Raw genomic sequence first — 24,867 nt, 5'->3', positions numbered from 1 at the left:
GATGCCTGATACCAAATACAGACCATTTGAAGACTATACCATTGGACGTGCCAGCGACGAAGCGATTGGAAAAGACGCTTCGGTGAAAGCACATTGGGAAGTACTTTTTCAAAATATAGCCACCATTGGACATGGAGACCTGACCTCTCGTCAGTCTGATCTGGATTGGTATCTCTCGGAGAACGGAGTCACCTACAATGTTTATAATGATCCTCAGGGGCTGAACCGCCCTTGGAATTTAAATGCCATTCCTTCACTTATCGACGCGAAGGAATGGAAAACCATTGAAAAGGGAATCCAGCAGCGCGCAGAGCTATTCAACCTGATATTAAAGGATTTATATGGCAAGCGGGATCTAATAAACAATGGAATTGTTCCGCAGGAAGTGATTTACTCGCACCGTGGGTTTATCCGCCAGTGCGACCAAATTGAATACCTGTCAAACAAACGCCTTCAACTATACGGGGCTGATATCGCCCGGGGGCCCGACGGACAAATGTGGGTTTTCAGCGATCGGACACAGGCGCCATCGGGTATGGGCTATGCGCTTGAAAACCGGCAAACGATTAGCCGGGTTCTTCCTGAGCTATCAAAAGGATTGTATTACAAAAAGCTGAAGCCATTCTTTCAGCATTTCAACAATTTGCTGATCAACTCGTCACCGCGAAAAATCGACTCCCCGGTCATTGTCGTGTTGACACCAGGCCCCTTGAACGAAACCTATTTCGAACATGCCTATCTGGCATCGTACATGGGATATCCGCTTGTTCAGGGAAATGATCTGGTTGCGCGCGATGGCTATCTTTGGATGAAATCACTGAAAGGCCTCAAACAGGTTGATGTGGTCTTGCGTCGTGTCGATGATCTGTACTCAGATCCGCTCGAGCTGCGCGAAGATTCCCAGCTGGGTATTCCCGGCTTGCTAGAAGTGGTTCGCAAAAAAAATGTGAGCATTATCAATCCAATTGGATCGCGGGTGCTTGAAAATCCGGGCCTGATTCCCTTCATTCCGGGCATCGCAAAGTATTTCCTCAATCAGGAATTAATTTTGCCGCAGGTTGCTTCGTGGTGGTGCGGACAGGAAAAAGAACGACAATATGTACTTGAACATCTTTCAGAGCTGGTGGTTCGGCGTATCGATCGCCCACACAACGATAGCGTATTTGTTGGGTTTCAAATGAACAATGAAGATCTGGAGGTACTACGGGCTCAAATTATCGATCGTCCCTATCGCTTTGTAGCACAGGAACAAATTGGTTTTTCAACAACCCCCACTTTTGTCGGTCATAATCTGGAACCGCGCAATATGACCATCCGAACCTTCGGAGTTGCCTCAAATGGTGGCTACGAAGTTATGCCCGGAGGATTGGTTCGGGTAGCCTCCGGCGTTGGCAACAACGCTGTTACAAACCAAAAGGGTGGATTGAGCAAAGATTTATGGATTCTTGGCAAGGATAACGATCAAAAGAAGCCGATTGTCAGCCTTTCCCGGCCAACCAATTTTATAGAATCCGGACTAAGTGATCTCCCAAGTTTGACGGCTGAAAACCTTTTTTGGGCCGGACGTTACGTTGGGCGGGCACTTTCAACCGCTCGCTTTCTGCGTATGATTCTTAAGCAGATGAACTTTACAAACTTCAACGAGCGAAGGCCAAACAATCAAAGTCTCGATGCACTTCTGAAAGCGGTAACTAATCTTACCTGTACTTTCCCCGGATTTGTGGGCGACAAACCAATTCAAGATCCGGTAAAAGAAATTTACGATGTCATTCTAAACTCGAACAGGGCAGGCAGTTTATCGCATACGATGGACATGTTTTTCAATGCCTATTATTCGATCCGGAATTTGTGGTCGTCAGATATGTGGCGGGTTTTTGAACGCATCAACACCATTTGGAAAGATGTGCTGCTGGACGAGAACATCAATACCCGAAAGCTAATTCAAACGCTTGATCAGCTAATTACACGCCTGATCGCCTTTATGGGTTTAGTGGAAGAATGCATCCTAATCGAGCATGGCCTTTTGTTGTATTTCATCGGACTTCAACTCGAGCTAAGCATGCTTAACATCTCAAAATGTCGCAGCCTGTTGGTTGTTAAGCACGATGAACATATTGAATATGAAATTCTTGAATCGTTATTAAACAGTCACGAAAGCTTAAATATTTACCGACACAGTTACCGTTCGTACATCAAGCTGGAAAATGTGATTGACTTGATTATTTTAGATCAAAAATATCCGCGCTCCGTGGCCTACCGATTTAACCGACTGAATAAGGATTTGGCCGTTTTACCACTGTCGCAACAGTCGCACGAATTAACCAATTACGAAAAATTTATTTTTGAAGGTTTTGCCAAATTACGGTTGGCAACCAGTGCTGAATTGGTTCAGGTTTCCCCGGGAAGTAGCATTCGCGAAGATCTCGACCATTTAATGTCCGAATTAAGCGACTTGCTTTTTCATGCTTCATTGGCCGTTACAACCACTTATTTCAGTCATAGCTACCAGCAAAATCAATTAATTAATCAAAGCTTCGCCTAGCCATTATGATTTTTCAGGTCCTTCACAAAACCAGTTATCATTACGATAGTTTCGTAAGCTATTGCCACAACATGGCAACGCTAAAGCCACGCAACCTCCCGGGCCAGCAATTAGTCGACTTTAAACTGGAAATCCATCCGAAACCATCCGAAATCACCGAACGATTAGACTTTTTCGGGAATCATTTAACGCGTTTTTCAATTCAGGAACCGCACGACGAATTAAAAGTCATTTCAAAGAGTATAATCGATCGGGATCACCAGGCAATCACCCAATCGTATTATTCCAATGCCAGCCGTCAGGTGACTATGAATCAAGCCATCGAACATTTAAAAGCTCTCACTCCGGAAATTTTGGATGCTCGTCAATATACGTTAGAATCACCGTTGATCCGGAAAATTAGCCCCGAAATAAGAAATTATGGGGCTGAATCGTTTCAACCCAACCGATCGGTTTTTGATGCGGCAAATGAACTGATGCAGCGGATATTCACTGATTTCCAGTTTGTACCGGGTTTTTCTGATGTGGCCACACCTCTCCACGAAGTTTTTGCCGAAAAGAAAGGCGTTTGTCAGGACTTTGCTCAGGTAGCCATCGCGTGTATTCGTTCGGTTGGACTTCCGGCCCGTTACATGAGTGGTTACATTGAGACCATTCCACCAGCTGGAAAGGAGAAATTGATTGGAGCGGACGCTTCTCACGCCTGGTTTTCAATTTATATTCCCGGCTTTGGTTGGGTCGACTTTGATCCGACCAACAATATAATTCCCGAAAACCAGCACCTGATAGTCGCCTGGGGGCGCGACTATTACGACCTGCCTCCACTAAAAGGAGTAATCTACAGCAGTGGTAAAAATGAGATGAGTGTATCGGTCGATATTCGGGAAGCTGAACTCCAGAATAATATCGAATAAATTGTTCTTTTTGTCATCCACTTTCCTGACAGAGACAATAGATCGGTAGCTCGCTAAATAAACATTTGCAATTATACTTGCTGACTGATTTCTAACCAAAAGGAGGATAAAACCCTATCTTTGCTCTCCATTTTTTATGAGTGAGTTATGAGTAGTGCTGTATCCCGTATTTTGTTGAAACATGCCGACCGTATAATAGCAACCCGACATTTAGAGTCGCGCCCGGCGGTTTTTGTCAATCCCCCATCAACCCTGCATCCCGAATTACAAAACTGGATGAAACAAAACGGGTATGAAAAACTGTATTCACATCAGGGCGAGATGTTTACGAAAGCCCATTCCGGTAAAAGTGTCGTTATCACTACCGGAACAGCCAGTGGCAAATCTTTGTCCTTTTATCTTCCTGTTGTCCAGCGAATTTTAGAGAATCCTTCGCGCCGGGCTATATTTATTTACCCCACTAAAGCACTGACCAAAGATCAATTTCGCAACATCAAAGAGTTTGTGGCTTTCTTTGGAGAGAACCGAATTCAGGCCGGGATATACGATGGCGACACCGCTCCCGCCGAGCGAAGCCGCATTCGCGAGCAGGCTAACATTATCCTGACCAATCCGGATATGCTGAATGCGAGTTTCCTGCCCAATCACAATAAATATGGGTTTCCGCATCTGTTTGCCAATCTCGACACCATTGTCATTGATGAGCTGCACGCCTACCGTGGAGCATTTGGCTCACACGTTTCGAATGTGTTCCGCCGGCTGTTGCGCATTTGCGACTATCACGGAAATAAGCCCCGCTTTTTGTGCAGTTCGGCAACAATTGCCAATCCGTTGGAACTGGCCGAAAATATCTGTCATACACCATTTGAACTGGTCGGGCAGGATGGTTCTCCGGCTCCGGCCAAGCAAATTCACTTTTTTCAACCTGAATATTTGGAGGGTGCGAAACGCAAAAAAGCGGTCACCGAAGAGTTGCGCGGTATTCTCCCCGAATTGGTTCTATCGGGCGTACGATCAATCACTTTTTGCCAATCGCGCCGCGAAACGGAAATTGTCACCAAAGAGAGTCGCGACGTGCTGGCTTCAGATCCAATGGAATATGGTGTCGACCTTTCGGATAAGATTTCAGCTTATCGAGGGGGATATTCCCCCGTTGAGCGGGCCAAAATTGAAAAGGATTTGGTTGAAGGAGCCTTACTGGGAGTGGTGTCAACCAATGCGCTGGAACTCGGAATTGACATCGGAAGTCTGGATGCAGTTGTGATGGGCGGATTTCCGGGAACACGTGCCAGCTTCTGGCAGCAGTTGGGGCGGGCCGGACGAAACGGCTCTGAGGCGCATGCTATTGTGATGCTGAAAGAAAAACCACTCGATCAGTATGTGGGGCAACATCCCGACTGGCTATTGAAAACCGACTCGGAAAATGCCATTATCGACCGTGACAACCTGTACATTCAGCTTTCACACATTCGCGCGGCATCAGCCGAGCTGCCTTTAACCATCGACGATATTGCCAGTTTCCCCGATTTAGGCGAAATAATTCCATTGCTTCAAAAAGAAGGAGAACTACTGGAGCAAAATAACACCTACCAGTGGAGTGGTGATATATCGCCGGCACACGAAATTAGTTTGCGCAACATTACCGGCGACACCATTAAAATTGTGGACTCCGACAAACAGGAGACGATCACGGTTGTCGACCTCATTCAAGCTAAAAAAGAATTTTACCCCGGGGCCATTTACCTGCACGACAGCGTTCAATATAAGTCGATTAAACTGGATCTGGAAAGCAAAACGGCTTTCGTGAAAGAAGTAAATTCAAACTACTACACCGAACCTCATAAACCGGGAAACATTGCCATCCTGATGGAACATGAACAAGCGAAAGAACATCGAATCAACCGTTTTTTTGGCGATGTTCGGGTGACAGTGATGATTACCGGATTTAAAATGGTTGAATTCAACACCCACCAAAATCTTGGATTTACGGAACTATCCGAGATTTTGCGAACAAAAATGGATACCGAGGCCTGCTGGATTGAAATACCTGATATTGTGGTCCGCACCTTTGTAGCCACCGGAAAAGCGCCGGCGTTGGAGCAGGGAACTCCCGAAGGTAAAATTCCGCGGTTCGATTACAGCGAAGGACTGGTACACTGCATTAAAGCTGCAGCAGCTATGATGGTTATGGCTACCGACAATGATCTGGGAGGCGACGTTTTTTCGTTTGTGGATGCGGAAACCAAGCGCACAAAGTACGCCGTTGTGCTGTATGATGGCTATCCCGGGGGATTGGGTTTCTCGGAAAAGGTGTACGATTTTGTCAATCAAATCATTCAAAATGCCGGCACATTAGTAAAAAGTTGCCCATGCAAAAACGGCTGTCCGGTTTGCGTTGGCGACCACCGCATTGATAAAAACCTCATTCTTTGGGCGCTCCGTAACTTCTACAAAGAACTCCCCTCTCCGCTTTCGGGTGTCGTAGGCGAGCGCCTAAACAGGCCACAGGAGTCGGCGTTGCCTAAAATGAAATGGGACGAAATAAAACTAAAATGGGACGAATTGCTCAAGCGTTTTCAACAGGAAGATCGCTTTGGAGCCAAGTTTTTAAAAGAGGTCATGCGTGTGGAGCAATCCGGAGAAACACTTCTCTTTTTTCTGCCTCCGGCTATCTTAAAAATCGCTAACAACGAAACGGTCATCAAAGGGTTGAAATCGGAACTTTCGTATCTGGTGGAAGTACCGGAACAATACACGCTATCGCTTCGGGCAGGGAGTGAAGTTGACCATCGGAAAGAACTAAAAATTCGCCGGATGATGGGTGGAAAAGACGAAGAAAAGTCGTGAAACCGGAGCTATAAGTATTGATGAACGAGACAAAGCTGGAGTCCGACGCGTCAGCCTGAACTTGTTTCAGGATCAGTCGCAGCTTTCGCAACAGATTCTCAGATAGAAAGCAGAATGACGAATAAAAAGCTTTGACGTTTACTCTTCCGTTGTAAGTAAAGCTTTCGCAAAAGTTTTCGAGAACGATTTTTCACCAACTGATTTGAAGCTGCAAACCAGTTCTTTCTCCTCCACTGAAACGATTCGCCCTTCGCCATACTTTTTGTGTTGCACCAGCTGCCCGATGGTCCATTCGTCCTGCGGCTGCACTACTATGTCGGCTGACGATGGAACCGCAGATTCACGCTGAATCAATAGTGATGCCGGAATGGCATTCAGAAAGTATGACGGTTTTGGTTCGGCATTGCGCAATGTCGGTTGGGCATGCCAGCCAATTTCCACCTCGTTTTTCCCTCTTGTTATCGCTACAAACAACAGCCTTTTTTCTTCTTTAATATTCTTACTCGCTTTGTTGTGTTGCTCCAACGGAATAATCCCGGTATTGGCACCAGCAATGTACACCCGGTCGAACTCAAGCCCCTTCGACGCGTGAATGGTGAGCAAATGCACGCCACTGCCCTGCTCCTTTATTCGTCCGTTAATCTGAAAAGAACCTTCAAGAACCACCTGATCCAAAGCCACCCGAAACATGGACGAACTGTCGCCCCAGCCATTTTCGTTCCGATAGCGGGAAAGTTGGTTCCAGGCCTCGGCAATGGCCGCAACATAGGCGTTGTGGTGAATGGATGTTGGTTTTAAAATCGAACGAACAGACAGATAGTCAATCAATTCATCAGCTGTCGCATTGAGATTCGGCACAAATTCAGCTTCAAACTTTTCAATCTGTATCAAAAGCTTCAAATGCTCCTCCGACACTGCCTTTCGCTTCATCAAGTACTCGCGCAAAGCCTCCGGCACAGTAGTTCCGGCAGACCGTTCGTGAAGCGCCTGAATCAAGGTTTTACTTCGTTTTAATGCTCCAAAAGTTGAATCGCAAATCAGAGCCAGACAAGCATCCGAATCGTTTGGGTTGATACAAGCTTTTAAGATTCGAAGCAGAAAGGCCTGAGCCGGATTTTCGTGCAACTCTTTTCGGGCAACAAGTTGAAAAGGAATGCCCGCCTGCTCAAAAACAGTCTCCACAATTTTAATTTGCTGGTGCGTACGAAAAAGAACCGCCACCGAATCGAGTGATTCGTTTTCGCGCTGCAATGCCAAGAGCTTCTCGCGCAAATAATAAGCCTCCTGCTGGTCATCGAAATGCCGCACCATTTCAATAGGCTTTCCAGCTCGACGGGTCGCAATCAGCGCACCGTCCTGCTGATTTAGTAAGTTTTCGGCAGCTGCAAGAATGGATTCGGTGCTGCGATAATTTTGCGGCAACTCCATCCAGCTTGCCGCCCAACGAGACTGCACTTCCTGAAATAAATGCTCTTTGCTGCCCCGCCAACCATAAATACTCTGGTTCCGATCACCAACCACAAACAATTTGGTTGTCTCTCCCCTCAGAGATTCGATCATCGCGAGTTGATCGTCGTTACAGTCCTGAAACTCATCAACAATAATCCATCGCGGCGACAAAACGACATGATCCTTCAGCAGCTTGTTGCACAAGCGGATCAGGTCGTCAAAATCCATGGTATTGATTGCTCGTTTCTCCACATCTGCTCGTTGGACCAGGCTCCCAAAATCATCGTCAGTCTTCATATTCCCCATCCTAATCTCACCAGACTGATTATATTTTCGCCAACGCTTTGCCAGCTGATTTTGGTATTTAATCGTCAACTGTTCCTGAACAATCAACCGCTCCAGAAACTCTTGCTTCTCCTGCTCATCCATAATCGCAAAACCAGGCTTAAACCCCAGCGTTTCAAGATGAGGATGTTCATGTAAAAGTTGTCGCGCAACACCGTGAAAAGTACCCAGATAGCGCAACTGCTCATTCATTGCGGCATCGGCTTCACCCATGAAACCGGTAATGCGCTCCTTGATTTCCTTTGCCGCCTTATTGGTGAATGTCAGCACCACCATCTGTTCAAACGGAATATGCTCGATAAAGTGCAGGTAAAACAATTTGGCAATCAAAACAGTGGTTTTACCGCTGCCAACCATTGCCGAAAGAATGGCATTTTGCGTTTCATAAAACACAGCGTGCCGCTGATGCCGGTTCAGGCGTTCAAAAGTCCGTCCAAGTTTGGTGTCCACGTTGCGGATTCGCTCAATTTCGCGCTCGTAGTCAGAATCGGGCTCACAAATATCAGGCTCAAACGTCTGCTGCATAGCGCGCCCCTCTGCTTCAAAGGCATTCGCTAGCTGATCAAAACTATTCTGTGATCCTTTTAGACGAGAGTGAAGACGCTTGAAACTCATATATTCAGCTTAATTTTAACCGGTTGATCGGCAAAGGTATTGCAATAATTTAATCAAGAAAGTGCCATGACACTTGTTTTCAACGGAGCCTCGAAGTTGATTACTGATCAAACAAAAACCAACAACAGCACAGCTTAAAAATTATTCGTTTCTACTTGTACAATCGTCCGAAAGGTGAGATTGATGCGCGGTTGATGAATGGTTTTAGTTGGGGGTAAACGGTGCAACCAGTGACTTTGAGTTTCATCTTTCATAACCAGCAAACTACCATGTTCCAGCAACAGCGAGCGCTTTTCGCCTGTCTTTTTGTGTTTGAACGAGAATTTCCGCTCTGCACCAAAGGTCATGGAAGCAATAGCTCCGTATGGCTTCAGATCCTTCTCGGCATCGCTGTGCCAGGCCATTCCTTCGGAACCATCGTGATACAAATTCAATAAGCACGAGTTGTATGTTTCTCCTGTCCTCTCCTCAGCAATCGATTTCAACAGCCTTAAATCTTCAATCCACGGCAGCGCATACTTGCTAACGTTAGAGTAGCTGTATCGAAATGGCTGATCTCCGTACCAGGCAACTTTCCGTTTCGTTATAATTTTCTTGCCAAACAGGAAAACTTCATCATTTTTCCAATCAACTTCCTTCCATAAAGTATCGAAAAAACAAGTCGCTTCAGCTGAGGAAAAAATGCATCCATAATACACAACCATACCATCGTACGGCAAGATATTTCCGGAACCCGATGCCGGTGTTCTAAATAAACTCATTGACGATCTCCTTTGTCTGCATAACAGTTTTACCAAATGTATGTTTGACTGTTTCTTTCAACTATGCGCTATTCGATGGCAAAAAATAAATCCTACAACTCTAAGAACAAGAAACCATACGCTTCGTTTCATTCCGGAATGAAAAAATCGGAGCTCTTTTTTTTCTATAGAAGCAGAGTCGCCGATCAGTTCTAAATTGAATCACCTAAATAACTATTAATAAATTAAAAAACTTTTTGTCACTCAACCCGGTAACCATATATCGATACAACCAGCAATAAGCAATTTCAAGGAGCCTTTACTTATCAATAAATATGACTCATTTTTTGGTTGTCTCATAGCACAGGCATATTGAAATAAGCAAATGTGTCTATAAAACACTATTTAAACAAGTTATATATAACCGTTACTTTTATTCCATGAATTTATTCGTTAATTTCGACCCCTTATCCTGGCTTTCTGATTCAGAAATCCGATCAATATAGTTTCTAACAAAAAAGAAATTCACTCATCAATGATCAATGAGCTTATACTGAATTCGACATTACTGATCACTTTAACCGTTTTATTCGGTTTTATAACCAGGGCAAAATACACTGGTTTTGCAAAACATATTTTACCCGGTCTTTTGTTCGGTGGAATCACGGTCATTGGCATGAACTTTCCGGTATCCGTTGCTGATGGCATCTTTTACGATGGAAGATCGATTATTTTGTCGATGGCCGGACTATTTGGTGGATACCCTGCCGCTATAATTTCCGTGATTGTAGCCGGTGGCTACCGAATCTACCTGGGAGGAGGAGGAATTTGGGCCGGTACTTCTTCAATTATACTTTCTATCGCCATCGGCCTTTTATTCCGATTCAAACTCAAAAACAAGCCGGAAAACATTACTGCATCCGCTCTATTCGTAATGGGGGTCATCGTTCATATAGTAATACTTGCCTGTCAACTCCTTCTACCTAAAGAATCTGTCTGGCAGGTTATTCGTGAAATTTGGCTACCCATAATTCTGATTTTTCCGGGCGCAAGTCTTTTAATGGGACTAATTTTGCGAAATGAAAAAAGACGTGTGATTGCCGAGGCTAGAATAGAAGAAAGTGAAGCACAACATAGAACGACTTTGCTTAGTATTGGCGATGGAGTCATTACGACCGACAACCGGGGAACAGTTACATTTATGAACGATATGGCTGAAAAACTCACCGGCTGGAAAGAAGCGGAAGCTTTAGGCAAACCGATCGGTGAAATTTTCAGAATCATCAGTGAATCAACCCGGGAAAAAACCGATTCGCCAGTCGAAAAAGTTCTGAAGGAAGGGCTAACCATTGGATTGGCAAACCACACCTTGCTTCTGACCAGAGACAATCGCGAGATTCCCATTACCGACAGTGGAGCGCCGATAAAAGACAGTGAAGGTAGAACCACCGGAGTTGTTTTGGTTTTTAAAGATCAAACCGACGAGCGCAGGTTGAAAAACAAACTCATAGAAAGTGAGCGTCTTTTTCACTCGCTCACTGATAAATCACCTGTTGGAATATTTAGAACCGACAAAAATGGCCAGACAACTTATGTGAACCCTCGGTGGTGCGAAATTAGCGGACTGAGTTTTGAGCAGGCAATGGGTGACAAGTGGCTGGACAGTGTTCATCCTGACGACCGTAAACGCGTTACCGAAAACTGGCAAAAGGATGTCTCAATAAATCAGCAATCAAAAACCGAATATCGGTTTTTAAAAGCCAACGGCGCAGTAACCTATATCATGGGCGTAGCCGTACCGGAACTTTCGTCAGAGGAAGAAGTAACCGGCTATATCGGGACAGTCGTTGACATTACCGAAAGGAAATTAGCCCAAAAAGAGCTAATTCAATCCCACGAAAATTTCCGGCTAACGATCGACGACTTGCCACTTGGAGTGCGCATCGTTTCCAATGAGGGTAAGACGACCTATTTGAATAAAGCTTTTCTGGATTTATATGGTTTTGCAGATAAGGAAGAATACAACCGAACTCCAGTGTCGTCGCGCTACACTCCGGCAAGTTACGAGGAGCATGAACTTCGCAAGCAACGCCGTAAAGCCGGGTTACCGGAGCAAACCGAATATGAGGTTGAGATCATTACTCAAGCAGCTGACACCAAGAACCTGTTGGTTATCCGCAAATTGATATTTTGGGATGGACAAATGCAGAACCTGGCGATTTATCAGGATTTCACAGACCGGAAAGTGGCCGAAAACAAGCTACAACTACTAGGACGTGCGGTCGATCAAAGTCCGGTGAGCACCGTCATCACTGATAACCAAGGTAAAATCATTTATGTAAATCCGAAGTTTACAGAAGTTTCGGGCTACGATCAGCATGAAGTAATTGGTAGAAGTTCATCGATCTTGAAATCAGGCAAGCACCCGAGAGAATTTTATGACGAACTCTGGAAAACCATATTGGCAGGCAACGACTGGAAAGGCGAGTTTTTAAATAAGCAAAAAAATGGCGTGTTGTTCTGGGAAAGCACCATTATTTCATCGATTGTTGACGATAAAGGTGAAATAACTCATTTTGTTGGGGCGAAGGAAGACATCACAGAAAAGAAAAAATTCATCTCTGAATTACGAAGAGCAAAAGAAAAAGCGGAGGAAAGTGACCGCTTAAAATCAGCCTTTCTGGCCAACATGAGCCATGAAATTCGGACACCGCTAAATGCGATTCTGGGCTTTACAAACTTGCTGGTAGAGGATGAAGATATGGAAACTGAAGCCAAGCAAGAAATTGAGGCGATCTTAAAACAAAGCTCCGAAAACCTACTTCAGGTAATCAACGATATCATCGACATTTCGAAAATAGAAACTGGGCAGTTGAAAATATTCAATACAAGCTTTAATGTTGGTGCAACCATTCTCGATATATACAAAGTATCTCAGCATCAATTGCAACGGTACAATAAAGAGCATCTAAAGATAAACTCCCATGTTCCGAATCAGGAGCTAAGTCTTTTTACTGACAAAGTCCGTTTCACCCAAGTGTTGAACAACCTGTTGAACAATGCGATTAAGTTCACCATGGATGGAGAAATCAACTTTGGGATTAAAAGCTTTACCGAGTCAGAAGTTACTTTTTTTGTATCCGATACGGGTATCGGAATTGAGCCGGAAAAACTGACAAGTATTTTTGAGCGCTTCCGGCAAGCCGACGACTCCACAACCAGAGTCTACGGCGGCTCAGGACTAGGCTTGTCGATTTCCAAGGAGCTAATCAAACAAATGGGAGGAACATTAACTGTCGAATCAATTGTAGGCAAAGGAACTACCTTCCATTTCACCCTACCTCTTGAAAAGTAATTGCGGCATTTTCAGCGTAAAAAAGTCACAGTACAAGCTAAATCAGATTGAGTCGGTTCTCCCTAAACAAGAGTAAAACTAAGCACTTTTAACCTTCACCACACCTTTCCGATAGGCATCAAGAAGTCGGTTTAAATCTTGAATTTGAGTTTTAATTTGTCTGCCTGAATCAGTATCGCCAACAAGAATCCGATCCGTTGCCCGCTCAATCATACTTCGGGTTGATACAATGTCGATTTCCTCCTGAATCGCATTTCGTCTCGACTCGAAGGGAGCATGCTCTGCCAGGATCAAACTATACGAATCATAGATTAATGTATACCCGGCGATACCAGTTACCTTTTGGTAAGGCTTCGACATTCCGCCATCGATCACAAACAGCTTTCCTTCAGCCTTCACCGGGCTTTCACCTTTTCCAACTTTCACAGGTACATGTCCGTTAACAATGTGCGATTTCGCGGGATCGAGCCCAAACTCTTCCAATATGCGCATACAGGTTTCTTTATCATCGCGCAATTTGTAATACATATTGCTCGCTTCGTATTGGGCATCTTTATCCGACAAAAAATAACGTTCAAACGTGGCCATCTTCTTTTTTCCATACAAAGGCGAATCTGCTCCACTCCACAAGTACCACATATAATCACGGTCTCTGCTTCGCTTGTCCTGTCGTTCGCGGTTGTAATAGGCCCGTCGCGATATCAAATCAAATTGCTCGCACAATGCCTTCCCTTTATACTTTTTACCGTGAATTGTCACTTCTTTAAAATCGCCGTTATCATCTAACGGAATACATCCGTGATACAACAAGTTTGAGTTGTAGGTAAGAAAAGTGCTTCCTCGTGAAAACAACGTTTTTACATGTCGTTGTAAACGCTCACATTTTAAAAATGAGAACCGAAGTTTTTCGGCCAAATCATTTTCTTCCGGTGTTAGTTCGTAAGGATTTTGCGGATCAATCGTCGGGAAATTGGTGTCGTTTAAGGTCATCTCGCGGCCGTCAATGGTGATGATTCCCTTTTCATAGTCGATTTTATCGAGCAACAAACGGTCGTCCATGTACATTTCCGGACTACGGCGAATGATCTCTCCCATCAGTTTCATTTCCAAAACCATAATGGCTTTGTGCATTTTGCTGGTTAATTTGGTTTGTGTCGACCCCAGATTCTCCGGTGGCGTATTAACGGGTATAAATGCTTCGCAAGGATCTCCGGCGTAGGCTTTCAGTGCAAAAGTGGCTAGTGGCAGGAGATTGATCCCATACGCATCCTCCAGGGTTGCCAGGTTGTCGTATCGGGCACTAATCCGGATAACTCCGGCAATGCTTGCCCGAATGCCCGTAGCAGCAGCCATCCATAAAATGTCGTGATTTCCCCACTGAATGTCGACCGAATGATGGTTTTGAATTGCATCCATTACCCGATCGGCATGCGGACCACGATCAAATATATCACCGATAATATGCAACCGATCGATGAGAAGTCGTTGAATAAACTTACTGATGGCTACGATAAAATAATTGGCCCGATCAACATTAATGATCGATTTTATAATACTGTTGTAATACTGATCTTTTTTGGCATTACGCTCATTCAGCAATTCATCAATCACATAGGCAAAGTCTTCCGGCATTGCCTTTCGTACTTTCGAACGCGTGTATTTGTCGGCTGCAACTCTCGCAACTTCAATCAAACGAAGCAGCGTAACCGAATACCAACTATCAAGATCCTCTTCCTCTTTGGTAATAATTTCAAGCTTTTCTTCCGGGTAATAAATGAGTGTAGCCAGTTGCCGCTTCGTTTTTTCATCCAACGAGTATTGATACACAGCATCAATTTTTTTACGGACCATTCCCGAGGCATTTCTTAATACATGACTAAACGTTTCGTAGGCACCATGTATATCTGTCAGAAAATGCTCGGTTCCTTTCGGAAGATTCAAAATCGATTCGAGATTGATTATTTCGGTGCAAACGGATTGTACTGTCGGAAACTTTTCGGCGAGCAAGTTTAGATACTTGTATTCGTCAATACTATAGTCATTTTTTAACAACTCGCTTTTTTCGTAATCTAAAACCATCTTTAACGTTGTTTAATTCTGCTTTTGTCAAATTTGCTAATTGGAGTGCACTTCACCTTACTCTCTCCCGGAAACGCCGGTTCCAGCTGCATCCATAACAAAGTTAGTGTACAGCGGGGCATTTCAATTTAATAGGACAATGCTGAATTGGGTTGAAATGATCATGTAACTAGTTGTTTTCGTCAGCCTAACTTCCATGGCTGTAAAAACACTACAATATAGCAAACTTGCAGACAAGAATCCATACTTCGGAGTATTCGTTCCGCGTAACAAGGTTTATTTCGTGAACCGAAAATCAGTAATAGAAGCTTCGAATACTGAGATCACGAATCTACATTCATCATAAATGCCTCGCGTACAATCCAAAGTGAGGAATGCCGATCGTAGTTGCTCGTTTAGCCCAAAACACTTTAGGATTCGTAACGAAAAGCAACGCGATAAGCGAACAAACAGTCGGATATGATTCGGGCCTCCGGCGTGAAAATTCAACAAAAACGATTATCAATACCCTTCGGGACCTGTTTTTTTGTTCTGCAAAGCTTGTCGCAAAGCATTGCAGAACAAAAAAAAGCTGAAAACCTGCGAATCAATCTCGTAGGATAGAGCCGAGAAACGGGAAAAAACTACTTTTGTAATCCTAGGATTCGCAGTATGACTAAAAGACACATTTCACTAAAAGATCTGGCAAAAGAACTGAATGTCTCCATTTCAACCGTTTCAAGGGCTCTGAAAGATCATCCGGACATCAGCGAAGAAGTTCGGAAAAAGGTGAAGCTATTGGCAGAGAAGCTGAACTATAGTCCCAATCCGCTGGCTATGGGTTTATTAAAGCAAAAAACCCGAATGATTGGCATTATTGTTCCGGATTTGGTCACACACTTTTACTCGTCCATTATCGCCGGAATAGAAAGTTCGGCCAAAGAAAATGGCTATTTTATTGTAATCGCCAGTTCGAATGAATCAGCTGAAAAAGAAAAAGAAGCGATTGAAAATTTGCTAAAAGCCCGGGTAGAAGGGTTGATTGTTTGCCTCAGCCAGGAAACTTCGGACATGACAGTTTTCAATCGGTTGCTGCAACGTGAATTTCCACTGGTGTTTTTCGATCGAGTGGCTCTCAACGGAAAAGTTCCGGCGGTTACTGCCGACAACGTACTGGCGGCTGAAAAAATCGTTCAGCATTTTCACGAACAGGGCTATCGCAGAATCGCGTTCATTGGCGGCCCTGAAGATCTGAACATTTCAAAAGAACGACTGAGCGGATACAAGCAAGGACTAACCAATTGCGGATTACCCATCCGTCAGGAATATATTGAAAAATGTGAGTTAAATCCGGATTCAGCACGACAGGCAATGCACCGGTTATTGAACCTACCTGAGCTTCCGGATGCCGTCTTTGGAATAAACGACACCGTTGCTTTCGCGTTGATGAAAGAGATAAAAGAAGCCGGATTAAGCATTCCGGGCGATATTGGAGTCATTGGTTTTACCGATGAGTTTCACTCTACCGTTGTTGATCCGCCTCTGACGTCCATTACTCATCCAACCTTTGAAATGGGTCGAATGGCAGGGCAATTATTTTTTGAACAGGTTGCAGAGAAAGTTACGCCCCACACGGTGGTGATGGAAACTCAACTGGTGATTCGGGAATCATCCTCCCGCATCGGCCAATAAGATGACTTAGGTCGACCAGTCGGAAAACCTCTTTCAACTACCCCAACTCAACAATCGTAATTCCGGCTCCGCCAAACTGTACATGCTCATCGCGGAACGACCGCACCGCGGGTTCCGATTTTAGGTAATTGCGAATCATTTCTTTCAGGATTCCGGTTCCCTTTCCATGCAAAATGCGCAAATCTGAAATATTGAGCATGATCGCCTCATCAATAAAGGCCTGAATGTTGGTAATGGCTTCCTCGGCCCGTTGCCCGCGAATATCGATATCCGGCTTAAAGCTGAGACGTTTCTCCGACAGGTTTTTATTGATATTCGCTTTTGTCTGGTTGTAGGTCTTCTGCTCTCTTTTTGCTTCGTTATTAGATACTATTTTCAGCTTCTTCCGGCTTACGGATGTTCGCAATTGCCCAAAGGCTACGATCACATTCTTGTCGCTCAGCTCAAGCACTTCACCAATGGTATCCTGACCTTCAATCCGCACTTTGCCTCCCGCTTCAAGCTCCTTTTCCGTTTGGGCTTGAATCGCTTTTTTCGGCGCTTCTTCTGCAACCTTTTTATCTTTCCGCTTTTGCTTCTTATTTTTTAGCTTTTCAATTTTACGTTGAATCCACTCATCCTGCTCAGCGTCATTTTCAACCACCTCTTCTTTAAAGGTTTCCAGCTGCTTGCGAATCGATTTGGTTTTCTCCTTTTCGGCCTGGCTTTCTCGAATTTCACGGATCGTATTCTCGACCTTCTTATTCGCCTCGGTCAGAATTTTTGCGGCTTCAGCTTTGGCTTCGTCCAGAATCTGTTTGCGCTGTTCATTCAGCTTTTTCAAGTCGGTTTCGTACCGCGAGGATACATCATCGAGACTTTTCTCCACTTGCCGAATGCGTTGCCGCTTCGATTCCCAATATCGTTTATCGCGTAAAATATCGCGCAAATGCTTGTCAAAATCAATATGGTCTTTCCCAATCTTGTCGGTCGCCTCTTGCAAAATCTCCTCGGGCATACCAATTTTACGGGCAATTTCAAAAGCAAACGAGCTCCCCGGCTTACCTATTTCAAGCTGAAACAGTGGCTCCATGCGGTGCGAGTCGTACATCATTGCTCCGTTAATAATGCCATCAGCACCCGATGCAAAATGTTTCAAATTGGTGTAGTGGGTCGTAATCACACCAAAAGATCCCAACTGGTTTAGTTGGTTCAGAATGGCTTCGGCAATAGCTCCACCCAGCATTGGTTCAGTTCCGGTACCAAATTCATCGATCAACACTAAGGTTTTTGCATTCGCATTTTTAACAAAGTACTTCATATTCATTAAGTGCGAACTATAAGTACTCAGGTCGTTTTCAATCGACTGCTCATCGCCAATATCGATAAATATTTGCTCAAAAATACCCGCACGACTGCTATCGTCAACCGGAATCAGCAGGCCGCATTGCAGCATATATTGCAGTAAGCCAACGGTTTTTAAGCAAACTGATTTTCCACCGGCATTGGGTCCTGAAATCAGCAATAAATGGTCATCCGTTGTCAGGTTTATGTTCAAAGGAATTACTTGCCGCTTTTCTTTTTCAAGGTTGAATTTTAACAATGGATGCACCGCTTTTACCCATTCCAACTGGCATTCCCAATCAATTTTCGGCTTTATAGCACCCATTCGGTTGGCCAAATGAGCTTTCGCCCGGATAAAATCGATTGTCCCCAAAAATTCGTATTGGTTCATTAGATCGTCCAGATACGGACGAATATCATCTGAAAACTCAACTAAGATCTTCACAATCTCGCGCTTTTCAGCATATTCCAGTTCGCGGATTTCATTGTTAAGCTCCACCACTTCAGCCGGTTCGATGTACGAAGTTTTCCCTGTCGCCGATTCGTCATGCACAATCCCGCTGATTCGTCGTTTTAATGCCGACGAAATCGGAATTACCGGCCGACCGTCGCGAATAGAAACACTGGCATCATCGTCAACCAACCCATCGCGTTGGGCTTGTTTTAAGATTGAATGTAAACGCTTGGAAACATTTCCCTGTTTGGCGAACAATTCCCTTCGAATGCGGGCCAGTTCGGGTGACGCATTATCTCTGATCTTTCCGTGCTGATTCAAAATCTGATCAATCCGGTCTTTCACATAAGGAAAAACCTGAACCTGTTCCAGCAACTTTTTCAGATTTGGGTAGCTTTCTTCTTTTTGCTGGGTCAGGAAACGAACAATGGCCATGATCGTTTCAAGCGAACGCTTCAGGTTGAACAATTCGCTCACATCCAAAAAGCGCCCTTCGGTTTTAATTTTTGAAAGTGCCGGTCGCATATCGAAATAATAGCTCACCGGGAAATTATCAGATTCCTGCAATAATTTCGAAAACTCATCGGTCAGAGCCAGTTCAAACTGAAGCTGACCGGGTCTCGACATGAATTCAACTTCATCCACGCGGTCTTGACCGAGCGGACTCAGACAGATTCCCTTTAGTAGTTCTCGAATTCGGTCGAAACCAATCTTAATTTCAAAATTATCAGGATAAATTTTTGCCATCAGTTCTGTTTTGCAGGCGCAAAAATAGCAAGAAGTTTCTTAGTTCCGAGTTTTGCGGTGAATCTTTGAAGCAGTGCAATCAGTGGCCGGGTGCCAGCTCCCCATTTACAAGTCGTTTACCGGGCAGTTTGCTCTCTGCCAAATACAATCAGCTTGCGAGTTTCAAACTCACTAAGCCGACATCGGAAACACATGCGATCATGCAGGATCGCCGGAAGCGGGCCTTCCAACATCTAGTTTCTCCTGGAGCATGTTCAGGAACTTCTCAGCGACAAATGGTTTGCCAATATAGGCATCCATCCCTGTCTCCAGACACCGCTTGATATCGCCATCCGCATCATTGGCAGTCATCGCGATTATAAATGCTTTGTCCTTCATTTCTTGCTCCGTTTCGTACAAACGAATCACATGAGTAGATTCACAGCCATTCATAACCGGCATCATCGCGTCCATCAGGATCACATCATAAGGTGTCTTCTTATACTTCTCAAAAGCTTCGAGCCCGTTATAAGCACTATCGATCGCCAAAAAACGACCACGTAAAGACAGGCTAACAATCCGGTGATTAATCGGACTGTCATCAACAATTAATAATTTTACGCGGGATAAATCTAATTCGTGAGCCATTTAATTATGTCCTAGATAATTCAATTAATCAACCGGGGCATTGTCCTCCGGGAAACGATCAGCATATTCAATCCAGAAGCTTTTTACTTCAGACTTCATTTCTCGTCGTAACAACAATATGCCTATTAAGTTCGGAATTGTCATTAAAGCTATGGTAATTCCTGACAACGTCCAAATAATCGTCGTATCTGTAAATGAAGCGACAAAGAAGCCCAGAACATACACTATTCTGAAATAAATTACAGCCTTTGCCCCAAACATAAATGTCATCGCCCGATCGCCATAGTAACTCCACGATATGGCTGTTGAAAAAGCGAACAACAACAGGCCAATGGAAACAATGTATTGTCCAAAATCGCCAAACCAACCCTTGGTAAAAGCAATTGTTGTAAGCGGCGCACTGTGCACGAGCGACTTTCCTTCCAAAGCAAGACTGACGCTGTTGGGGATAATCCCGTTCACCACCCCTATTGATCCATTATACAGCAGGTCGCTTTCTTTCACCACGATATCTTCAGCGACTGAACGCGCATGCAGAATCGTTAGTTCATTCTGTATTTTTCCATCAACAACATCCAGATCTCCGGTGAATTCCGGCAGCACTTCACGACCTAACAGAAAATCGTGCAAGCTTTGCTGATCGCCCGGGTTAGTTTCATCGTAATTTTTAGCCATCACAATGATATCGGTTGTCTGAAATTGGTTGGTTATTTTCTCATTCCATGCTCCCGACGAAAGAATGACCAAACCGGTAAGCGAGCAGATGATGATCGTATCGATAAATGGTTCGAGCAGCGCAACCAGCCCTTCGGAAACAGGTTCATGAGCACGGGCCGCGGCATGCGCGATTGGTGCAGACCCTTGTCCAGCTTCGTTTGAAAACAGCCCCCGGTTCACCCCTCTGTTGAACGCAAAAGCAAAACCGGCTCCAAGAAAGCCTCCGGTGGCTGCCGTCCCCGTGAAAACATCACTAAAAATGGCAACGATCGAAGGAACAATATTTTGGTAGTTGTAGGCAATAACAGCAATTGCACCGATAAAATAAATTAATGCCATAATTGGCACTAATCGTGAGGTAACTTTCGCAATCCGTTTAATCCCTCCAATAATTACAATGGCGAGCAAAACAGACAAGACTCCACCGGTCATAATTTTGTTGATACCAAAAGTGGCAAAAAGCGAGTTGGAAATGGAGTTAATCTGCGGTAAACTACCGGTACCAAAAGACGATAATACCGTGGCTACTGCAAATATGACTGCCAGCCATTTCATGTTCAACCGGTTTTTCATGTAATACATTGGCCCACCGGCCATTGTTCCATCTTCGGTTTTTTCGCGGTATTTGTGCGAAAGGGTCACTTCTACAAATTTGGTGGTCATACCGAGCAAGGCTGTCACCAACATCCAGAAAAGTGCTGCCGGACCGCCCAGATGTATCGCCAGTGCTACCCCTGCAATATTGCCAGTTCCAACTGTTCCGGAGAGTGCCGTTGTCAAAGCCTGAAAGTGGGAAGTGTCACCGGTATCTCCTTCCCGATCGAATTTTCCACGAACAATACGAACAGCATACTTCAAATACCGAAACTGTGGAAACTTGAGATAAACGGTAAAGAACAATCCCGTTCCGAGTAGCAAATACACAAACCAGGAACTACCTCCGATATATCCGTCAATTAAAGCGAGAATATCATTTAGCTTTGACATAGGCTATTTTTAAATTGTCGCCTAAAATAACATTTTGCATCATACCACTCAAGTTATCGTTTCATTTTATTACATAATTCATTGAATAATAGAATAAAGATGACATTTGACACCGAAAAGCATTCCAGGGCACAAAATACATTCTTACCGACGAAGAGAAAGTAACCGGCATATTCCTGAATTGATCGTAAAAGAAAGGGTTCATCCAAAAAATAAAAATCGAAATCCCCCTTATGAATTGCTTTTTCTCTATTTTTGCCCTACAACAATTAAACTTTTGCAGATTATGTTACCAAAATTTTTACTTGCAGACAATTCTCAGGAATGCCCGGACACGATTTTTGTGGTCCATACTGAAGAGCCAAAATTCATTGTAGAAAGTGATATTGAAGACTTTTGGACAAACCAGAAAGTGCATTGGTTAAGCGAAGTACCTGCATCTGAAGATGTAATTAAGGCTTTGTTGGAAGATGCTGAAACCTTCCTGGATGATGAGTTCGAAAATCAAGACAATCTTTATGCTGAGGATGAAGATGACGAAGATTAACTAACGAAAAAAACACAAATGAACACATCTCCAGAAAAGAAACGACTTACACGCTCCCCGGATAAAATGATCGCGGGTGTACTTTCCGGACTTGCTGAATACTTTGACATGGATCCGACGATTGCGCGAGTTGCGTACGTACTATTGTCGATTTTCAGTGCCGGTTTCCCGGGCTTGTTCGTTTACATCATCCTTTGGATTGTTGTTCCGGAAAGAGAATAAACCAGTTTTCCAATATCGGCTAATCCTGAGAAATATCTTTCAGGCTTAGCTGAATTCTTTTCCGGGCTAAATCGAGCTCGGTTACTTTCACTTTTACATGTTGGTGCAGCTTAACCACCTCGTTCGGGTCGCTGATAAAACGATCTGCCAATTGTGAGATATGAACCAATCCATCCTGTTTAACACCAACATCGACAAAAGCACCAAATTTGGTAATGTTGGTTACAATTCCTGGCAACACCATCCCCACCTGCAGGTCTTCCACTTTAAAAATGCCGTCGGCAAACTCAAATACTTTAATTCCTTTCCGAGGGTCTCGTCCCGGCTTGGCTAATTCGTTGACAATATCCGTTAATGTTGGCAAACCAACTTCTGCTGTTACATAGCGCTTCAAATCAACTTGTTCCAGTTGAGCTTTATTGGCCACCAGATCGGCTACAGAACACTTCAAATCTTTGGCAATTTTTTGGACTACAGAGTAAGATTCCGGATGAACAGCCGAATTATCCAATGGGTTTTCGGCTTCGGGAATGCGCAAGAATCCGGCCGCCTGTTCAAACGCTTTCGCCCCCATACGAGGTACTTTCATCAATTCCTTGCGGCTCGAAAATACGCCGTTTTCCTTACGATAATCGACCAAATTTTGCGCCAACTGGGGTCCAAGTCCGGAGATATAGGTTAGCAAGTGTTTGGAAGCAGTATTCACATTTACACCAACTTTGTTAACCGCAGATTCAACCACTGAGTCGAGGCTTTCCTTTAGCATTTTCTGATCCACATCGTGCTGATACTGCCCCACTCCAATCGACTTCGGGTCAATCTTCACCAACTCGGCAAGTGGATCCATCAAGCGGCGGCCAATAGAAATGGCTCCTCGAACGGTAACATCGTACTGCGGAAATTCGTCACGAGCCACTTTCGACGCCGAATACACTGAAGCTCCATCTTCGGAAACGACAAAAACTTTCAAATCCCGATCATAGTGAAGTTTTTTCACAAAGTGTTCGGTCTCACGGCTGGCGGTTCCGTTCCCGATCGCAATCGCGTCAATCTGGTAAGCACTTACCAACGATGTAATTTTCCGGGCCGATTGCTTGATTTGTTCTTGTGGTTTATGCGGATAAATCGTTTCGTTATGCAACAAATTGCCTTGCGCGTCCAGACACACCAACTTACATCCGGTGCGATAACCCGGATCAAGAGCAAGAACACGCTTCGGGCCAAGGGGTGCAGCCAGTAGCAACTGCCTCAGGTTTTCGGCAAATACACCAATGGCTTCCTGATCGGCTTTAGCTTTCGACAAATTTGAAAATTCGGTCTCCATAGAAGACGACAACAAGCGTTTATAGCTATCCTTAAGAGCCTGCTCAACTTGCCGCCCGCATTCATTATTTGAGCGCACAAACAGGTGGCTCAGACGTTCAACAGTATCGGCCTCGTCGGGTGCAATGCTCAGTCGCAAAAAGCCTTCACTTTCCCCACGACGCATCGCCAATAACCGATGCGACGGACATCGTTTCAAAGGCTCTTCCCAATCAAAATAATCCCGATACTTCGCGCCCTCCTCTTCTTTATTTTTCACCACCTTACTGCGAACCACGGCCCCTATTTCGAACGAACGGCGAACGATACTCCGGGCCTTTTCATGTTCATTAATCCACTCCGCGATAATATCCCGGGCTCCCGACAAAGCATCGTCAGTCGATTGAACGTCATCTTTCACAAACGAAAGCGCCCGCGATTCAATGTCGCGTTCCTGCTGATTCAGGATGATTTTCGCTAACGGTTCCAGCCCTTTTTCGCGGGCTATTGAAGCCTTCGTTTTCCGTTTTGGCTTATATGGAAGGTAAATATCTTCCAACTCGGTACTCTCCCAGCATTTTTCGATTCGCGACTTCAACTCACCACTCAGCTGCCCCTGTTCATCAATTGTATTCAGGATGGTTTCCTTCCGCTTAACCAATTCCTCGAAGCGAGCTTTCTCGTCCTTTACGGCACCAATCTGTACTTCATCGAGACTGCCGGTACGTTCTTTCCGGTATCGTGAAATAAAGGGAACTGTTGCGCCTTCGTTTAATAAATCGACTGTATTCTTTACCTGATTGGCTGCCAAATTGAGTTTGGCCGCTATGAGTTGAATGATTTCGCTTGTCATGTGGAAATTTTGAAAATGCTCACGAAGATAACCAGAAAATCCGGGAAGAAAGATGAAGAAAGTCAAAAGTAACTCGTCAAAATAAAAAAGCAGTGGGCTGCCGAGAATGAAATAGAGATCGTAGAGCGAGTCCTCCTGCTAGCAACCAAACGACGAGCCCTGCAAATAAAAAGCCCTGCTCCGATGATTCGGAACAGGGCTACTATGTTTATTTCGACCTGATTCGTGTGCGAATTATTTCACCTTATCAACAATAGCTTTGAAAGCCTGTGGTTGATACACTGCTAAATCAGCTAAAACTTTACGGTTGATTTCGATGCTGGCTTTTTTTAACAGACCGATCAACTGAGAATAGCTGAGTCCTTCCATACGAGCTGCAGCGTTAATACGCTGAATCCAAAGGGCACGGAAGTTACGTTTTTTAGCTTTCCGGTCACGATAAGCATATTGCAACCCTTTTTCATAGGTGTTTTTTGCTACCGTCCAGACATTTCTACGGGCACCCCAGTTACCTTTAGTTTGCTTGAGGAT

Annotated in this window: 15 protein-coding genes; 7 read left to right on the top strand and 8 right to left on the bottom strand. The window is 44.4% G+C overall.

What is annotated here, in order from left to right:
• Position 1 precedes the first annotated feature (1 nt).
• The 3 genes from ABZD21_RS11005 to ABZD21_RS10995 all read left to right on the top strand — a co-directional run bounded on the left by ABZD21_RS11005 (position 2) and on the right by ABZD21_RS10995 (position 6,303).
• Positions 2-2,542 carry a circularly permuted type 2 ATP-grasp protein gene (locus tag ABZD21_RS11005; protein ID WP_372775038.1) on the top strand — a complete coding sequence of 847 codons (2,541 nt, stop codon included), beginning with the start codon at positions 2-4 and terminating at the stop codon, positions 2,540-2,542.
• Between the two features lie 5 nt (positions 2,543-2,547).
• Positions 2,548-3,456, top strand: a complete 909-nt coding sequence (locus ABZD21_RS11000; protein ID WP_372775037.1) for a transglutaminase N-terminal domain-containing protein — start codon at positions 2,548-2,550, stop codon at positions 3,454-3,456.
• Positions 3,457-3,603: 147 nt separating this feature from the next.
• Positions 3,604-6,303 (top strand): DEAD/DEAH box helicase, encoded by a 2,700-nt coding sequence (locus tag ABZD21_RS10995; RefSeq protein ID WP_372775036.1) that lies wholly within the window; start codon positions 3,604-3,606, stop codon positions 6,301-6,303.
• 138 nt (positions 6,304-6,441) lie between these two features.
• On the opposite strand, the gene ABZD21_RS10990 is transcribed toward ABZD21_RS10995, so the two are convergent.
• Positions 6,442-8,712 (bottom strand): ATP-dependent helicase, encoded by a 2,271-nt coding sequence (locus tag ABZD21_RS10990; protein ID WP_372775035.1) that lies wholly within the window; start codon positions 8,710-8,712, stop codon positions 6,442-6,444.
• 134 nt (positions 8,713-8,846) lie between these two features.
• Positions 8,847-9,473 (bottom strand): alpha-ketoglutarate-dependent dioxygenase AlkB, encoded by a 627-nt coding sequence (locus tag ABZD21_RS10985; protein WP_372775034.1) that lies wholly within the window; start codon positions 9,471-9,473, stop codon positions 8,847-8,849.
• 514 nt (positions 9,474-9,987) lie between these two features.
• Between ABZD21_RS10985 and ABZD21_RS10980 the strand changes: the two genes are divergently transcribed.
• Positions 9,988-12,807, top strand: a complete 2,820-nt coding sequence (locus ABZD21_RS10980) for a PAS domain S-box protein (protein WP_372775033.1) — start codon at positions 9,988-9,990, stop codon at positions 12,805-12,807.
• Positions 12,808-12,885: 78 nt separating this feature from the next.
• Here the strand turns inward: ABZD21_RS10980 and ABZD21_RS10975 are convergent, their stop codons facing one another.
• Positions 12,886-14,886 carry a fructose-1,6-bisphosphatase gene (locus tag ABZD21_RS10975; RefSeq protein WP_372775032.1) on the bottom strand — a complete coding sequence of 667 codons (2,001 nt, stop codon included), beginning with the start codon at positions 14,884-14,886 and terminating at the stop codon, positions 12,886-12,888.
• A gap of 651 nt (positions 14,887-15,537) precedes the next feature.
• Between ABZD21_RS10975 and ABZD21_RS10970 the strand changes: the two genes are divergently transcribed.
• Entirely contained in the window at positions 15,538-16,557 is a 1,020-nt protein-coding gene (locus ABZD21_RS10970; RefSeq protein ID WP_372775031.1) for a LacI family DNA-binding transcriptional regulator, read from the top strand.
• 37 nt (positions 16,558-16,594) lie between these two features.
• On the opposite strand, the gene ABZD21_RS10965 is transcribed toward ABZD21_RS10970, so the two are convergent.
• The 3 genes from ABZD21_RS10965 to ABZD21_RS10955 form a co-directional block, all read right to left on the bottom strand.
• The gene (locus tag ABZD21_RS10965) at positions 16,595-19,081 is read right to left on the bottom strand and encodes an endonuclease MutS2 (RefSeq protein WP_372775030.1); all 2,487 of its coding nucleotides are present in this window, start codon (positions 19,079-19,081) and stop codon (positions 16,595-16,597) included.
• 198 nt (positions 19,082-19,279) lie between these two features.
• Positions 19,280-19,708 (bottom strand): response regulator, encoded by a 429-nt coding sequence (locus tag ABZD21_RS10960; RefSeq protein ID WP_372775029.1) that lies wholly within the window; start codon positions 19,706-19,708, stop codon positions 19,280-19,282.
• Between the two features lie 24 nt (positions 19,709-19,732).
• On the bottom strand, positions 19,733-21,412 hold the full coding sequence (locus ABZD21_RS10955; RefSeq protein WP_372775028.1) for an alanine/glycine:cation symporter family protein: 1,680 nt from the start codon (positions 21,410-21,412) through the stop codon (positions 19,733-19,735).
• Between the two features lie 286 nt (positions 21,413-21,698).
• Between ABZD21_RS10955 and ABZD21_RS10950 the strand changes: the two genes are divergently transcribed.
• Positions 21,699-21,959, top strand: a complete 261-nt coding sequence (locus ABZD21_RS10950; RefSeq protein WP_372775027.1) for a hypothetical protein — start codon at positions 21,699-21,701, stop codon at positions 21,957-21,959.
• Between the two features lie 18 nt (positions 21,960-21,977).
• A complete protein-coding gene (locus ABZD21_RS10945; RefSeq protein WP_372775026.1) occupies positions 21,978-22,181 on the top strand; it encodes a PspC domain-containing protein in 204 nt (67 codons plus the stop codon).
• A 19-nt stretch (positions 22,182-22,200) separates the two neighbouring features.
• On the opposite strand, the gene ABZD21_RS10940 is transcribed toward ABZD21_RS10945, so the two are convergent.
• Together ABZD21_RS10940 and rplT are read right to left on the bottom strand one after the other, a co-directional pair.
• On the bottom strand, positions 22,201-24,336 hold the full coding sequence (locus ABZD21_RS10940; protein WP_372775025.1) for a Tex family protein: 2,136 nt from the start codon (positions 24,334-24,336) through the stop codon (positions 22,201-22,203).
• Between the two features lie 234 nt (positions 24,337-24,570).
• On the bottom strand, positions 24,571-24,867 hold a 297-nt coding region (rplT, locus tag ABZD21_RS10935; protein ID WP_372775024.1), incomplete at its 5' end, for a 50S ribosomal protein L20.

The sequence above is a fragment of the Mangrovibacterium sp. genome, assembly GCF_041596335.1.
GTDB lineage: Bacteria > Bacteroidota > Bacteroidia > Bacteroidales > Prolixibacteraceae > Mangrovibacterium.
The sequence above is the reverse complement of the archived record's forward strand: the minus strand, read 5'-3'. Positions and strand labels throughout refer to the sequence as shown.

What these genes read in the sequence shown, in the direction of transcription:
- ABZD21_RS10945 (WP_372775026.1), top strand. Translation starts at nt 21,978, where the DNA reads ATGAACACATCTCCAGAAAAGAAACGACTTACACGCTCCCCGGATAAA.
- ABZD21_RS10980 (WP_372775033.1), top strand. Translation starts at nt 9,988, where the DNA reads ATGATCAATGAGCTTATACTGAATTCGACATTACTGATCACTTTAACC.
- ABZD21_RS10975 (WP_372775032.1), bottom strand. Translation starts at nt 14,886, where the DNA reads ATGGTTTTAGATTACGAAAAAAGCGAGTTGTTAAAAAATGACTATAGT.
- ABZD21_RS10985 (WP_372775034.1), bottom strand. Translation starts at nt 9,473, where the DNA reads ATGAGTTTATTTAGAACACCGGCATCGGGTTCCGGAAATATCTTGCCG.
- ABZD21_RS10995 (WP_372775036.1), top strand. Translation starts at nt 3,604, where the DNA reads ATGAGTAGTGCTGTATCCCGTATTTTGTTGAAACATGCCGACCGTATA.
- ABZD21_RS11000 (WP_372775037.1), top strand. Translation starts at nt 2,548, where the DNA reads ATGATTTTTCAGGTCCTTCACAAAACCAGTTATCATTACGATAGTTTC.
- ABZD21_RS10960 (WP_372775029.1), bottom strand. Translation starts at nt 19,708, where the DNA reads ATGGCTCACGAATTAGATTTATCCCGCGTAAAATTATTAATTGTTGAT.
- ABZD21_RS11005 (WP_372775038.1), top strand. Translation starts at nt 2, where the DNA reads ATGCCTGATACCAAATACAGACCATTTGAAGACTATACCATTGGACGT.
- ABZD21_RS10950 (WP_372775027.1), top strand. Translation starts at nt 21,699, where the DNA reads ATGTTACCAAAATTTTTACTTGCAGACAATTCTCAGGAATGCCCGGAC.
- ABZD21_RS10955 (WP_372775028.1), bottom strand. Translation starts at nt 21,412, where the DNA reads ATGTCAAAGCTAAATGATATTCTCGCTTTAATTGACGGATATATCGGA.
- ABZD21_RS10940 (WP_372775025.1), bottom strand. Translation starts at nt 24,336, where the DNA reads ATGACAAGCGAAATCATTCAACTCATAGCGGCCAAACTCAATTTGGCA.
- ABZD21_RS10970 (WP_372775031.1), top strand. Translation starts at nt 15,538, where the DNA reads ATGACTAAAAGACACATTTCACTAAAAGATCTGGCAAAAGAACTGAAT.
- ABZD21_RS10990 (WP_372775035.1), bottom strand. Translation starts at nt 8,712, where the DNA reads ATGAGTTTCAAGCGTCTTCACTCTCGTCTAAAAGGATCACAGAATAGT.
- ABZD21_RS10965 (WP_372775030.1), bottom strand. Translation starts at nt 19,081, where the DNA reads ATGGCAAAAATTTATCCTGATAATTTTGAAATTAAGATTGGTTTCGAC.